This window comes from Cellulomonas sp. P4_H4, from assembly GCF_056400865.1.
Genome location: NZ_JBFUKL010000001.1, coordinates 958,682 through 972,155 on the forward strand (window position 1 = coordinate 958,682; position 13,474 = coordinate 972,155).

Below are 13,474 nucleotides of genomic sequence, written 5' to 3' on the forward strand. Positions count from 1 at the left end.
CTTGCGTCGTCGCGTCCTGCAGGCGACGATCGCGGCGGTCACCGTCGCGGTCGTGCTGCTGGGCTTCCCCCTGGCGTTCCTGGGCGCGCAGCTCGTGCGCGAGAACGAGATGCAGGCCCTGCAGGCACGGGCCGACACCGTGGCTCGCTCGGTCGACTTCCGCATCCAGCAGAACATCGTCCTCACCGACCGCATGCTCGAGAACGCCACGGGCGGGCCCGGGGACATCCCCGCGTCGGTGACCGTCCAGGCGCCCGACGGCGAGATCTACCAGGCCGGCGAGCGCGTGCAGGGCCGTTCGCTGTCGGTCACCGTGACCTCGCAGACCGGCGCCGAGGTCAACCTCTACGTCTCGTGGTGGGACGTGTTCTGGCTGAGCGCGCGGGTCATCGCGCTCGTGGTCGCCGCCGCGGTCGTCGCGTTCGCGGCCGGCATCGCCATGGCGATCTGGCAGGCCAACCGGCTGACGGCGCCGCTCGTCTACCTCGCGGCGTCGGCGGAACAGCTCGGCGCGGGACAGGTGCGCCCGCGGCTAGAACCCTCGGGCGTCGAGGAGATCGATCTCGTCGCGGCGGAGCTGGCCCGGAGCGCCGACCGCATGGCGGGCCGGCTCGCGGCCGAACGGCAGTTCGCGTCCGACGCCTCGCACCAGCTGCGCACGCCCCTGACCGCGCTGACGATGCGGCTCGAGGAGATCATGATCGCCACCGACGACCCGGACGTCAGCGAGGAGGCACGGATCTCGCTGGAGCAGGTCGAACGCCTCGTCCGTGTGGTCGACGACCTGCTGGCCAGCTCGCGGCGCGCGCAGGGGGGCACCACCGAGGCGCTCATGCTGCTGGACGTGGTGCACCAGCAGGAAGAGGAGTGGCAGCCGACGTTCGACGCCAGCGGTCGGCACCTCGTCGTCGACGTGGACCCGTCCACCCAGGTCCTCGCGACCCCCGGCGCGCTGGCCCAGGTGCTGGCGACGCTCATCGAGAACTCGCTCAAGCACGGCGCCGGCACGACGACCGTCCGGGCACGCACCGGCGGTCCGTCGGGTGCCGTCGTGGTGGAGGTGGCCGACGAGGGCGCGGGCGTGCCGGACGACCTGGCGCCGCGCATCTTCGAGCGGGAGGTCACCTCCGGCCGCGGGACCGGGCTCGGCCTCGCGCTCGCCCGCGACCTGGCGTCCGCGGACGGCGGCCGGCTCGAGCTCGCGCAGCGGCGTCCCGCGGTGTTCGCGCTCTTCCTCTCGGGCGTCCCGACGTCGCTGCGGCCGGACGTGGTCGTGCCCCTCGGTGAGGTGGTCACGCGCCCTGACCGGCGTCGACGCTGACAGACATCACTCGCGACGGGCTGCCTGTTTCCGTGCGGTAGCCGATACCGTGATAACTCGTTCGGCCGATGCTGCTGCCCCAGACCCAGGAGACGATCGCTCTGTACCGGCTCACTCCCGCCCTCCAGAACTACGCGTGGGGCTCGACCACGGCCATCCCGGACGTGCTCGCCAGCGTGCCGGACGGCAGCCCCGTCGCCGAGGCGTGGTTCGGTGCGCACACGAGCGCCCCGTCGGTCGCGCGCACCGCAGACGGGTGGTCGAACCTCGACGAGCTCATCAGGTCGGACCCCGAGTTCCACCTGGGCGAGGACATCGCCTCACGGTTCCGGTCCCGGCTGCCGTACCTGCTCAAGATCGTGGCCGCGGACGCGCCCCTGTCCCTGCAGGTGCACCCCGGCCTGGAGCGCGCGCGATCGGGCTTCGACCAGGAGGAGGCGTCCGGGGTGCCGGCGTCCGCACCCGAGCGCAGCTACCGCGACCCCAACCACAAGCCGGAGCTCGTCTACGCGCTGACGCGCTTCGACGCGATGGTCGGCTTCCGTGCGCCGCGACGTGCCGCCGAGCTGCTGGCGGACCTCGACGCGCCCTTGGCGCACGACCTGCACGCGATCCTGACCGCGGACCCGAGCTCGAACGGCGTGCGGTCCGCGTTCGAGTGGCTCCTCATGCCGTCCACGCGTCCCGGGCAGGCGGACGTGGCCAAGCTGGTGGAGGCGTGCCAGCGCCGGCTGCAGGAGGGGTCGCCCTCGCCACGCACCGACCGCACGGTCATCCGGCTCGCAGGGGCCTACCCGGGGGATCCCGGCGCGGTGACGTCGGTGCTGCTCAACCCCGTGACGCTCCAGCCCGGCGAGGCGCTGTTCGTGCCGACCGGCACCGTGCACGCGTACCTGCACGGGGTCGGCATCGAGATCATGTCGAACTCCGACAACGTGCTGCGCGCGGGGCTGACCGCCAAGCACGTCGACGTCGAGGAGCTGTTGCGGAACGTCGACTGCGTCGCAGCGCCGCCCATCCGGATCGCTCCGGAGCGTGTCTTCACGTCGACCCGCATCTTCTACGCGCCGGTCGAGGACTTCGAGCTCTCCGTGACGCGGCTGACCGACGAGGGTGCGACCCGGATCCCGGGCCGTGGGCCGCGCGTGGTGCTGTGCATCGAGGGTGAGATCGAGGTGTCCACCGGCCGCGGGCCGATCCTGCTCCTGCGGCGGGGACAGTCGGTGTTCATCCCGGCGTCGGAGGGCCAGCTCACCGCGTCCGGAGACGGCGTCGTCGTCCAGGCCGACGTTCCCTGACCCTCAGGGTGTCGGGATGTCCTGCGCCACCGTGACCGCGTGGCCCGTGAAGACCCAGCGCTTGTAGCTCACGTAGCGCACGACGGTGCCGATCGCGATGCCCAGGACCGTCGCGACGTTGTCGGCCAGCGGTGTGGTCTGTCCGAGGCCGTAGTGCGAGAGCGCGAGCGTGGCGATCGGGATCGCGGCGCACACGATGTTGATGGCGGCGAAGACGGCCAGCTCACGGGCGCGTCGGTCGGTGCGGCGACGGGAGAAGGTCCAGTGCCGGTTGCCCAGCCACGACACGAGCGTCGCGGCTACCACGGAGATGACCTTTGCCGTCACGGGCTTGTGCTCGAGCAGCTCACCGGGTCCGAACCGCAACAGGTTGAACAGTCCGATGTCGACGACGAACGCGACCGCGCCCACGGACAGGAACCGCATGATCTCGAGTGCCCGTGCGCGCAGGGCCGCGACGCGGAGCGCCGGCTCCGGCTCCGCGACGTGTCCCGGCCCGACGGCCGGTACGTGCCCACGGGGAGCCGCGAGGGCGTCCGTCAGGTCGTCGCTCGTGCTCACTGCGCTCCTTGCGGCCAGGACTGTGGTGCCCGTGAGGATAGCCCGGCCGCCTGGGACCCGGCTGGGGGGTCCGCGGCGTTGTACGGGTGAACGGTCGCGCTCGACTACTCTCGTCGCTCGTGACAGCACCCGTGGTGGCAGTGGTCGGCGGCGGACAGCTCGCCCGCATGATGGCTCCGGCCGCGACCGCACTGGGCGTGCACCTGCGAGTCCTGGTCGAGAGCCGCACGTCGTCGGCCGCGCAGGTCGTGGTGGACTCTCCCGTCGGCTCCGCCAGCGACGAGGCGGCGATCACGCGGCTGGCGATCGGCGCCGACGCGCTGACGTTCGAGCACGAGCACGTGCCCAACGCGCTCCTCGACCGCCTCGCGGGGTCGGGCGTCTCGGTCCAGCCCAGCGCGTCCGCGCTCGTGCACGCGCAGGACAAGATCGTCATGCGTCAGCGGCTCACCGACCTCGGGGTTCCCGTGCCTCGCTGGTCCGCCCTCGGTTCGGCGGCGGACCTCGACGCGTTCCTCGCCGCCGGCACGGGCGCTGCGGTCGTGAAGACGGCCCGCGGTGGCTACGACGGCAAGGGCGTGCGCGTCGTCCGGACGTCCGACGAGGTGGCCGACTGGTTCGCGGCAGCCGACGCCGGGACGGGCGCTCCGCTCCTCGCGGAGGAGCTGGTCCCGTTCACCCGGGAGCTCGCCGTGCTGGTGGCTCGCCGACCGAGCGGGGAGATCCGCACCTGGCCCGTCGTCGAGTCCGTGCAGCGCGACGGGGTGTGTGCCGAGGTCGTTGCTCCCGCACCCGACCTGGACCCCGAGACGCGCGCGCAGGCGCTCGCGGTCGCTGAGCGGATCGTCGACGGTCTGCAGGTCACCGGCGTGCTGGCGGTCGAGCTGTTCGAGGTGCCCGGGGCCGCGGGTGGTGCACCCACCGTCCTGGTGAACGAGCTGGCCATGCGACCGCACAACTCGGGCCACTGGACCATCGACGGATCCGTGACCAGCCAGTTCGAGCAGCACCTGCGCGCCGTCCTCGACCTGCCCCTGGGAGACACCGCGACGACGGCTACCTGGACCGTCATGGCCAACGTGCTCGGCAGCGCACTCGCTGAGCCGACCGATGCGCTCGCGGCCGTGGGGTCGGCCGACCCGGCTGCGAAGGTCCACCTCTACGGCAAAGAGGTGCGTGCTGGTCGCAAGCTCGGCCACGTGAACGTCAGCGGTGACGACCTGGCCGACCTTCGCGCGCGCGCCTCCGCGGCAGCCGCCCTCGTGCGCGGCGAGCGTTGAGCTGACTGTCTGCCCGCCGCGAACAGCGGCGCCTCGGCCCTGACGGCTGAGACATGATGGGCGCGCGACGTCGTCGTTGAGGCAGTGCGAGGACCGGGCCGCGGGCTCGGACACAGGGTCGGGAGACGGGCAATGGCAGGACAGGCCGTGGTGGGGATCGTCATGGGCTCGGACTCGGACTGGCCGGTCATGCAGGCCGCCTCGGAGGTGCTGCGCGACTTCGGCGTCCCGGTCGAGGTGGACGTGGTCTCGGCGCACCGGCAGCCCGAGAAGATGATCGCCTACGGCCGCTCGGCCGCGGACCGGGGTCTTCGGGTCCTCGTCGCCGGCGCCGGGGGAGCGGCCCACCTGCCCGGCATGCTCGCGTCGGTGACCACGCTGCCCGTGATCGGCGTCCCGGTCCCGTTGGCCACCCTCGACGGCCTCGACTCCCTGCTGTCCATCGTCCAGATGCCCGCGGGCGTCCCTGTCGCGACGGTGTCGATCGGGGGCGCGCGCAACGCCGGGCTCCTGGCCGCGCGGATCCTCGCCTCGGGCGAGGGTGAGGAGGCGGCCCGGCTGCGCGCCGCGATGGCGGCGTTCCAGGTCGAGCTCGAGGGTCAGGCCGACGTCAAGGGCGAGCGGCTCCGCGCCCACACGAGCAACCGGCCCAGCATCGGCTTCGGAGTCTGAGTCCCGCGCGCGTCAGTCAGGAGCCGGGCATCCCGCCGACCTTGCCCGGCTCCAGAGTCCCGTCCCGGACGGCGACCCAGAACGCGGGAGTCAGGTCGGGGTCCAGCTGGACGGTGGAGCCGACGCCACCGGGGCGGTAGTCGAGGCTCTTGATGGGCGGGGTGCCGGTGACGCCGTCGGGGCCGTTCGCGGCCCGGAACGCCAGCGCGAGCTTGCCCATGTCGACGATGCCGGTGCCGGTGTCGACGGTCAGCGCCTGGGTGCCGGCGTCGATCAGGGCCACCTGCTGGGACGGGTGCAGCGCCAACGACTTGGGGTCGATCTTGCCCATGACCGCCTTGACGAGCTGACGCTGGCGCTCCGCACGACCGACGTCCCCGGTCGGGTCGGCCTTGCGCATCCGGGCGAAGGCCAGGGCCTGGGTGCCGTCGACCTCGTGGCAGCCCGCGGTCCACTCCATCCCGGAGTCCTTGTCGTCGACGTCGGTGTCGTGGCAGAGGCGCACGCCGCCGACCGCGGTGACGATGTTCTCCACGCCGGCCATGCCGATCTCGGCGTAGTGGTCGACCGTCAGACCCGTCAGCCCCTCGACCGTCTGCACCAGGAGCGGAGCCTGGCCCCAGGCGAACGCGGCATTGAGCTTGGACCCTCCGTGCCCGGGAATGTCGACATAGGTGTCACGGGGCAGCGAGATGAGCGCGACCGGCCCGCTGTCGGGCACCTGGAGCAGGAGGATCGTGTCCGTCCGGGCGCCTTCCGTGCCGTCCTGCTTGATCCCTCCGTCCGCGCGTGAGTCCGAGCCGGTCAGCAGGTACGTGGTCCCGGGAGTGTTCGCCGCCCCGCTGAGCGCGTCCGTGTGCTGCACCTTGCCGTCGGCCCACCGCGCGAGCCCGATGGGCCAGGCGAGCAGTGCGACCAGCAGCAGGACAGCGACCACCGCGACCACGGGCCATCGCCGGCGTCGTGCGCGCGGCGCTCCGGGCGGGGTCGTCGGCGTCGTCGGCGTCGGCGTCGATGGACGAGCAGGCGGCGGGGCCGAGGCTCGTCGCCCGGCCGGCTGGGACGACACGGTGCGTGCGGCCGGCCCGGCAGCCGGACGCGCCGGTGCCGTGGAGCGCGCGGAGGTCGCGGAACGCGGCGAGGTCGGTCGCGCCGGCCTCGTCGCGCCGCCCACCTCGACTGCGGGCGCCTGAGGGCGATCCGACGGGGCGGCAGGCGCAAAAGAGGCCGGCCGGTTGCTCGGTGACGGACCGGAAGGCGCCCCTGCCCGCTGTTCCGCGGGCGGGCTCGCCGGCGGGGCGGACCGTCCGACGACGATCGGCGGCGCGTCCGGACGGGACTGCGGCGAGGCCGTGCCGGGCGCGAAGCTCGGCGGCGGGGTCCGGGTCGTGCGCTCGTCGGAAGCCATCCGTCAGCAGACGTCAGTCGTGTCGGCGACCGAGAACTCTTCCTTGCCGGCGTCCTTCGTCTCGGCGGGCGTCGGCGTCGCCGGCGTGGTCGCGGTGCTGCCAGGCGTCGGGGTCGCGGTCGCGGCGGGCGTGCTCGAGGCCGGGGGCACGTCGTTCGCCATGTCGGACCAGACCTGCGCGGCAGCGTCCGTCCACTCGACCCGGTTGCGGTCGGACTTGGCCGGGGCCCACGGGATCGTCACGAAGGTGATGTTCCCACGGTCGATGTTCCGAAGGTTGTAGGCGAGGCCGGTCATGTCGGCGAGGGACATGCCCGAGTCGACGGTGAGCGAGCTCGTCGCGGCGCTCAGGAACGACAGCAGCTTGCCCGGGTTCGTGAGGACGTCCGCGGAGAGGACCTCGCGCGCCATCGCTGCCACGAGCTTCTGCTGGTTGCCGATGCGGTTGGTGTCCGAGCCGTCACCCACGCTCTTGCGGGCGCGGGCATAGGCGAGTGCCGTCGGTCCGTCGAGGGTCTGCAGGCCCGCGTTCGGGATGTCGAGGCCGGCCAGCTTGTCCTTCATCGGCTTGGGGATGCAGATGGACACCCCGCCGATCGACTGGACCATCTGCTGGAAGCCCGCGAAGTCCACGACCGCGAAGTGGTCGATCGGCACGCCCGTGTTCTGCTGGACGGTGTTGATTGTGCACGCCGCGGCAGACGCCATGTCGCCGCCCATGTCCCACCCGGTCGCGAACGCGGAGTTGAACATGCCGTTCGTCGCCCGGCTCGTCTTGCCGTTCGTCATGGTGCACGACGGGATGTCGACCAGTGAGTCACGGGGGATCGAGACGATCGAGATGCGGCTGCGGTCCGCCGAGATGTGCATCACCATCGTGGTGTCCGAGCGCATGCCTGTGACCCGGTCGCCGCCGATCTGGCCGTTGAGGCCGTCACGCTGGTCGGAGCCCAGGATGAGGATGTTGACGGACTTGCCCGCGTTGGGGTCGTCAGGGTCGGGCGTAGTGCTCGACGACGGCACCGGGTCGACCAGTCCGGCCAGGTCGACGTGGTCGACGTTTCCCTGCAGCTTGACCGCGAGCGCTGCGGACCCGGCCGCCCCGAACGCGAGGATCGCCACGACGGTCAGAGCGATGCCGCGCAGCGTCCCGTGGGTCCGCACGCGGCGGGCGTGGCGGGCCGGGCGAGGGCGCGGGGACGAGGCGTGGCGATGGGTCACCGGTCGATCGTAGGAGGTCGATGTTTCCCACCGGGGGAGGCCACGGTACGGCGTGGTGGAGGAACTGTGCAGATCAGCGACCTGCGCCGGGAGCCGATGCCCCGGCACGGGGCAGGCGCCAGGGCCTCAGCGGTTAGGGTCGCTGCCATGAGCGTGCTCGTCACCGGTGGTGCCGGATACATCGGTGCGCACGTCGTCCGGCTGCTCGTGGCCGCCGGGCAGGACGTGGTGGTCGTCGACGACCTGTCGACCGGCGACGCGGCGCGGGTGGCCGACGTCGAGGTGCTGCGCGCGGACGTCGCGTCCGCGCAGGGCGCCCGACTGCTGGCCGAGGTGATGCGCGACCGCTCCGTCGACGACGTCATCCATCTCGCCGCGCGCAAACGCGTCGACGAGTCGCTGGAGCGCCCCCTCTGGTACGCCGAGCAGAACATCACGGGCGTGCACAACGTGCTGGCGGCGATGGAGACCGCGGACGTCCGGAGCATCGTCTTCTCGTCGTCGGCAGCCGTGTACGGCGACACGGCGGTCGGCTCGGCTGGTTCCTCAGGCGGAGCCCCGATCGTCGAGGATGCGCCGACGGAACCCGTCAACCCGTACGGCCGGTCCAAGCTGGTCGGCGAGTGGCTGGTCCGCGACGCGGTGCGCGCGCGTCCGGGCCTGCGCGGGGTGGCACTTCGCTACTTCAACGTGGCCGGCAGCGGGTGGGACGACCTGGGTGACCCCGAGGTCCTGAACCTCGTGACCATCGTGCTGGCAGGCCTGGAGCGCGGCGAGCGACCGAGGGTCTTCGGCACCGACTACCCGACCCCGGACGGCACGTGCGTGCGTGACTTCGTGCACGTGCAGGACCTGGCGCGCGCGCACGTCGCGGCGCTGCGGTACCTCGGTGCGCCGGGCGCACCGGCCTTCGACGTGCTGAACGTGGGCACCGGCACGGGCGCCTCGGTCCTGGAGGTGGTCGGACGCCTCGTCTCGCTCACCGGGTCCGACGTGCGGCCCGAGCTCGAGGGCCGCCGCGCCGGCGACCCTGCGAACGTCGTCGCGGCGGTCGACAAGATCGAGCGGCTCACCGGGTGGCGGGCAGAGCTCGATCTCGACCAGATCCTCACGAGCGCGCTGTCAGCCCGCCGGCAGACCCCGGTCGAGTCGGCGTAGAGCCCGTGCTCAGCGACCCAGCTGGGCGTACTTCGCCTCGGTCGCGTCCTTCTGCGGACGCCACCAGCGCTCGTTCTCCTGGTACCAGGAGACGGTCGCCTCGAGGCCGGCCCGGAAGTTCTGGTAGCGGGGCGTCCAGCCCAGCTCCTCGCGGAGCTTGGTCGAGTCGATCGCGTACCGCAGGTCGTGACCGGGGCGGTCGCTGACGAGGTCGTAGGCGTCCTTCTCGAGACCCATGATCTCGAGGATGTCCTCGACGACGGTCTTGTTGTTCTCCTCGCCGTCCGCGCCGATCAGGTACGTCTCGCCCAGGCGGCCGCGCTCGATGATCGCCCAGACGGCGCTGTTGTGGTCCTCGACGTGGATCCAGTCGCGTACGTTCTCGCCCGAGCCGTAGAGCTTGGGGCGCACGCCGTCGATGACGTTCGTGATCTGGCGCGGGATGAACTTCTCGACGTGCTGGTACGGCCCGTAGTTGTTCGAGCAGTTGGAGATCGTCGCGCGCACGCCGAAGCTGCGGGCCCAGGCGCGCACGAGCAGGTCGGACGCCGCCTTGGTCGACGAGTACGGGCTCGACGGGTTGTACGGGGTGTCCGGGGTGAACTTCGCCGGGTCGTCCAGCTCGAGGTCGCCGTAGACCTCGTCGGTCGAGATGTGGTGGTACCGGATGTCGTGCCGGCGGACGGCCTCGAGCAGCTGGTAGGTGCCGATCACGTTGGTCCGCAGGAACGGCCACGGGTCGTGCAGCGAGTTGTCGTTGTGCGACTCGGCCGCGAAGTGCACGACCAGGTCGACGTCCTTGACCAGCGAGTCGACGATGTCCGGGTCGGCGATGTCACCCTTCGCGAACACGATCTTGCCGTCGACCGGGTCCAGGCTGCGCTCGTCGCCCGCGTACGTCAGCGCGTCGAGCACGGTCACCCGGACGTCGGGACGCTCGCGGACGGTCTGGTGGACGAAGTTGGAGCCGATGAAGCCGGCTCCGCCGGTCACGAGCAGGTGCACGAGCGAGACCTCCGGGGCGTTGGGGACGGCTCCACCCTACCGGGGCGCGTCGGGCGAGCAGCGGCAGGTCGGGACGATCAGGGCGCAGACGCTGATAATCTCGTTGGTCGATCCACCGATGGTCGCGCGAGCAGCGGACCGTTCGGAATGGTCTGCGGTCAGCCGCTCGCGCGGGCAGACTGCACCAGGACGCCGGGGCGTCCCCGAAGCTGGAGGCACGACACATCGAGAAGCGTGGAACGTCCGTCGCGGCGACGACCGAACCTGTCCTGACCCGTGAGGTCCGGTACACGCCGCCGATCTGGCGGCAGTGGAACCTCATCTGGAACTTCGCGCAGCGCGACCTGAAGTCCAAGTTCAAGGGGTCGGTGCTCGGCTGGGCGTGGTCCCTCGTCGTCCCGCTCGCCACCCTCGCCATCTACACGGTCGTGTTCTCCGTGGTCTTCCGGGGAGCGCCGCCGGACTTCGGCAACGGCGACAAGGGCATCTTCGTCGTCTGGATGTGGGGCGGGCTCACCACCTGGACGTTCTTCGCGTCGAGCGTCAACGGTGGCATCGGCGGCCTGATCGGCACGGGCGCCCTGCTCAAGAAGATCTTCTTCCCCGCCTACGCCCCCGTGCTCGGCACGGTCGTGGCGCAGGCGGTCCAGAGCGCGATCGAGTTCAGCCTGTACCTGCTGATCCTCCTGGTGCTGGGCAACCTCGGCGTCTCGTGGTTGCTCCTGCCCGTCTGGCTGGTGCTGCTCACGGTGTTCGTCACCGCGTTGAGCACAGCGCTGGCCATCCTCAACGTGTACGTGCGTGACCTCGCGCACCTGGTCGCTGTCGGCCTGCAGCTGATGTTCTACGCCACGCCGATCATCTACAGCATCGCCATCGTGCCTGAGGACCTGCACGGCATCCCACTGCGCGCGATCATCGCGTGGAGCCCCCTGAGCCTCTTCGTCGAGACCTTGCGTGCCTTGACCTACGGGCTCCAGGTACCGCCGGTGTCGGTCTGGCTGGCGATGCTCGGCTGGACCGCGGCCGCACTGGTCTTCGGCGTCCTGGTGTACCGCCGACGTGGCGGCGACCTGGGGGAGGAGCTGTGAGCGTGGACGAGTCCGCCGTGGTCCCGAAGCGTGTGATCCCCGTGGACGCCGCTCCGGCGATCCGCGTCGACCACCTGTCGAAGCACTTCAAGCTGCACCAGGAGCGCCGCAACTCCGTCAAGGAGCGTGTGGTGCGCGGGAAGTCGACCTCCGACGGGATGTTCCGCGCGCTCGACGACGTGTCGTTCACGGTGCCCCGCGGGACCACGTTCGGGCTCGTCGGGCACAACGGCTCCGGCAAGTCGACGCTGCTCAAGATCCTTGCGGGCGTCTACCGTCCGACCACCGGCGGCGTGCTCGTCGACGGCCGCGTGTCCGCCCTGCTCGAGCTGGGCGCCGGGTTCCACGGTGAGCTCACGGGCCGCGAGAACATCTATCTCAACGGGTCGATCCTCGGCCTGTCCCGCAAGCAGATCGATGGCTCCATCGACGAGATCATCGACTTCTCCGGGCTGAGCGAGTTCATCGACTCACCGGTGAAGATCTACTCCTCGGGCATGTACGTGCGTCTCGGGTTCGCGATCGCGGTGACCCTCGACCCCGAGATCCTGATCGTCGACGAGATCATCGCGGTCGGCGACGAGGAGTTCCAGCGCAAGTGCTTCGACCACCTGTTCCGGCTGCGGAACCAGGGCACGACGATCGTGCTGGTCACGCACTCGATGGGGCTCGCGGCCGAGCTGTGCGACGGTGCCGTCTGGCTCGACCACGGCGTGGTGCGGGCGATCGGCCCGGCGACCGAGGTCATCGACGCGTACCTCAGCGACGTGAACAAGGCCGAGGCCCGTGCGAGCGACCAGCGGTCGCCGGCCGAGGTCACCGGCCTGGACGCCTTCCGCAGCGGCTCCGGCGAGGCGCGTGTGACCGGTGTCGAGCTGCTCGACAACGACGGTGCGGTGCTGCCGTTCCTCGTCACGGGCGAGCCGGTGACCATTCGGGTACGCCTCGAGTGCTCGACCGCGGTGCCGACGGGGAGCCTGTCGCTCGGGTTCGTCCACGAGAACGGCATCGGCATCGCGGGCACCAACACGCGGATGCACGGCGCACCGTTGAACCTCGTGCCGGGCGTCGGGCACCTCGACTACCGGTTCGAGCGGCTGCCGCTGCTCCCGGCCAACTGGCGGCTCTCCACGGCGATCCGCAGCCACGGGCACACCTACGACTACCTGGACAAGGCGTTCGAGCTGACGGTCCGCGCACCGGGGTCCGAGGTCGAGCCAGGTGCCGTCCGGCTCGAGGGCACGTGGGGCGAGCTCGTCCTCGACCGCTCGCAGGCGACCGTCACCAGCACGGTGGTCTCATGACGAGCGAGCCCGCCGCGTCGGCGGAGGACCGGATCGCCCGGCTCGAGCTCGAGGTGGCCGCGCTGCGCAGCCAGCGGGACTCCGCGTGGGCGCAGGTCGAGACGATGCGGCACAGCGCGTCCTGGCGGTTGACGTGGCCGTTGCGTCGCGTGGCCCGCCTCCGGGCGCGCTGACGTGCTCGGCTCCTCCTACCCGCGGGTGGTCGACCTGGCGGGCGGTGCGACCACGGTCGAGCATGCCGGGCGAGCGCCCGGGGGGTCCGAGCGCGTGGTCGTCATGGCCCACCATGCGACGTCGCCGCAGGTGACGAGGTCCGTACGGCGCTATGTCGAGGAGTTCCTCGAGGCCGGCTACCGGCTGATCGTGGTGTCGAGCTCGACGTTCACCGAGCCGCTGCGCTGGGGGGACCTCGACCTGACCGACGTGACGGTCCTGCGCAAGCCGAACGTCGGGTACGACTTCGGCTCGTGGGCGATCGGGCTGCACCTCTACCCCGAGGTCGCGGGCCGCGGTGACGTCGTGCTGACCAACGACAGCCTGGCCGGGCCGTTCGCGTCCTTCCAGCCGCTGCTCGACCAGCTGCACGCGTCCCCCGCCGACGTCTGGGGTCTGACCGAGACGATGCAGTTCACGCGCCATGCGCAGAGCTTCTTCCTCGGCTTTCGCCGGGGCGTGCTGCTCGAGGCGCCGCTGCGGCAGTTCTGGGCGGACGTGCGGCACTACGAGGACAAGCAGCTCGTCATCCACCGCAACGAGCTGGGCCTGGCCCGGCTGCTGCGGGCCGAAGGCTTCACGGTCGACGCCGCCTACCCGGCGCCTACCGTGGTCGACGCGGCCGACAACCCCACGATCGCCGGGTGGCGCACGCTGCTCGATCGTGGCTGGCCGTTCGTGAAGCGGGAGATCGTGCGATCCCCGGAGCTGGCACCGGACGGTGACCAGATCGTGCACGAGCTGCTGTCGCGGTTCGGCGCGGACCCCGCGGAGTGGGTCGAAGCGTGAACGGGCGACACCGGTCGCCACAGCTGCCGCAGGAGGGCACCACAGCATGAGACGGATCACCAGAGCAGGCCTCGTCGGCCGTGCGAAGCGACTACGTATCGCTGTCGGTGCTCGGATCGCGGGCACCCGGCCGCGTCGGCCCGACACCGGCAC

13 protein-coding genes are annotated in these 13,474 nt (G+C 71.4%); 9 read left to right on the top strand and 4 right to left on the bottom strand.

The window, feature by feature from the left end; translation table 11 throughout:
- The first annotated feature begins 1 nt into the window (after position 1).
- Entirely contained in the window at positions 2-1,321 is a 1,320-nt protein-coding gene (locus tag AC1DPN_RS04655) for an ATP-binding protein (RefSeq protein WP_477083529.1), read from the top strand.
- 101 nt (positions 1,322-1,422) lie between these two features.
- Complete coding sequence (gene manA, locus AC1DPN_RS04660) at positions 1,423-2,619, top strand: mannose-6-phosphate isomerase, class I (RefSeq protein WP_477083855.1); 1,197 nt, start codon at positions 1,423-1,425, stop codon at positions 2,617-2,619.
- A gap of 3 nt (positions 2,620-2,622) precedes the next feature.
- Here the strand turns inward: manA and AC1DPN_RS04665 are convergent, their stop codons facing one another.
- Positions 2,623-3,180 (bottom strand): GtrA family protein, encoded by a 558-nt coding sequence (locus tag AC1DPN_RS04665; RefSeq protein ID WP_477083530.1) that lies wholly within the window; start codon positions 3,178-3,180, stop codon positions 2,623-2,625.
- A gap of 119 nt (positions 3,181-3,299) precedes the next feature.
- On the opposite strand from AC1DPN_RS04665, the gene AC1DPN_RS04670 reads away from it, so the two are divergent.
- Positions 3,300-4,460, top strand: a complete 1,161-nt coding sequence (locus tag AC1DPN_RS04670; RefSeq protein ID WP_477083531.1) for a 5-(carboxyamino)imidazole ribonucleotide synthase — start codon at positions 3,300-3,302, stop codon at positions 4,458-4,460.
- A 132-nt stretch (positions 4,461-4,592) separates the two neighbouring features.
- Entirely contained in the window at positions 4,593-5,132 is a 540-nt protein-coding gene (gene purE / locus AC1DPN_RS04675) for a 5-(carboxyamino)imidazole ribonucleotide mutase (protein WP_477083532.1), read from the top strand.
- A gap of 16 nt (positions 5,133-5,148) precedes the next feature.
- Here purE and AC1DPN_RS04680 read toward each other — a convergent pair whose 3' ends face one another.
- Together AC1DPN_RS04680 and AC1DPN_RS04685 are read right to left on the bottom strand one after the other, a co-directional pair.
- Entirely contained in the window at positions 5,149-6,078 is a 930-nt protein-coding gene (locus AC1DPN_RS04680; RefSeq protein ID WP_477083533.1) for an LCP family protein, read from the bottom strand.
- A gap of 465 nt (positions 6,079-6,543) precedes the next feature.
- Positions 6,544-7,761: an LCP family protein gene (locus tag AC1DPN_RS04685; protein ID WP_477083534.1), complete on the bottom strand. Its 1,218-nt coding sequence runs from the start codon at positions 7,759-7,761 to the stop codon at positions 6,544-6,546.
- Between the two features lie 147 nt (positions 7,762-7,908).
- On the opposite strand from AC1DPN_RS04685, the gene galE reads away from it, so the two are divergent.
- Positions 7,909-8,919 carry a UDP-glucose 4-epimerase GalE gene (gene galE / locus AC1DPN_RS04690; RefSeq protein ID WP_477083535.1) on the top strand — a complete coding sequence of 337 codons (1,011 nt, stop codon included), beginning with the start codon at positions 7,909-7,911 and terminating at the stop codon, positions 8,917-8,919.
- A gap of 9 nt (positions 8,920-8,928) precedes the next feature.
- Here galE and rfbB read toward each other — a convergent pair whose 3' ends face one another.
- Positions 8,929-9,924: a dTDP-glucose 4,6-dehydratase gene (rfbB, locus tag AC1DPN_RS04695; protein WP_477083536.1), complete on the bottom strand. Its 996-nt coding sequence runs from the start codon at positions 9,922-9,924 to the stop codon at positions 8,929-8,931.
- A 320-nt stretch (positions 9,925-10,244) separates the two neighbouring features.
- Between rfbB and AC1DPN_RS04700 the strand changes: the two genes are divergently transcribed.
- From AC1DPN_RS04700 to AC1DPN_RS04715, 4 genes are all read left to right on the top strand, one after another.
- A complete protein-coding gene (locus AC1DPN_RS04700) occupies positions 10,245-11,015 on the top strand; it encodes an ABC transporter permease (RefSeq protein ID WP_477083856.1) in 771 nt (256 codons plus the stop codon).
- A 158-nt stretch (positions 11,016-11,173) separates the two neighbouring features.
- Positions 11,174-12,319 (top strand): ABC transporter ATP-binding protein, encoded by a 1,146-nt coding sequence (locus AC1DPN_RS04705; protein ID WP_477083857.1) that lies wholly within the window; start codon positions 11,174-11,176, stop codon positions 12,317-12,319.
- A complete protein-coding gene (locus tag AC1DPN_RS04710; RefSeq protein WP_477083537.1) occupies positions 12,316-12,492 on the top strand; it encodes a hypothetical protein in 177 nt (58 codons plus the stop codon). The genes AC1DPN_RS04705 and AC1DPN_RS04710 overlap by 4 nt, the downstream gene beginning before the upstream one ends.
- Position 12,493: 1 nt before the next feature.
- On the top strand, positions 12,494-13,321 hold the full coding sequence (locus tag AC1DPN_RS04715; protein WP_477083538.1) for a rhamnan synthesis F family protein: 828 nt from the start codon (positions 12,494-12,496) through the stop codon (positions 13,319-13,321).
- Positions 13,322-13,474: the final 153 nt, after the last annotated feature.

Coding starts and splice junctions, on each gene's coding strand:
- galE (WP_477083535.1), top strand. CDS start 7,909: ATGAGCGTGCTCGTCACCGGTGGTGCCGGATACATCGGTGCGCACGTC.
- AC1DPN_RS04710 (WP_477083537.1), top strand. CDS start 12,316: ATGACGAGCGAGCCCGCCGCGTCGGCGGAGGACCGGATCGCCCGGCTC.
- purE (WP_477083532.1), top strand. CDS start 4,593: ATGGCAGGACAGGCCGTGGTGGGGATCGTCATGGGCTCGGACTCGGAC.
- AC1DPN_RS04705 (WP_477083857.1), top strand. CDS start 11,174: ATGTTCCGCGCGCTCGACGACGTGTCGTTCACGGTGCCCCGCGGGACC.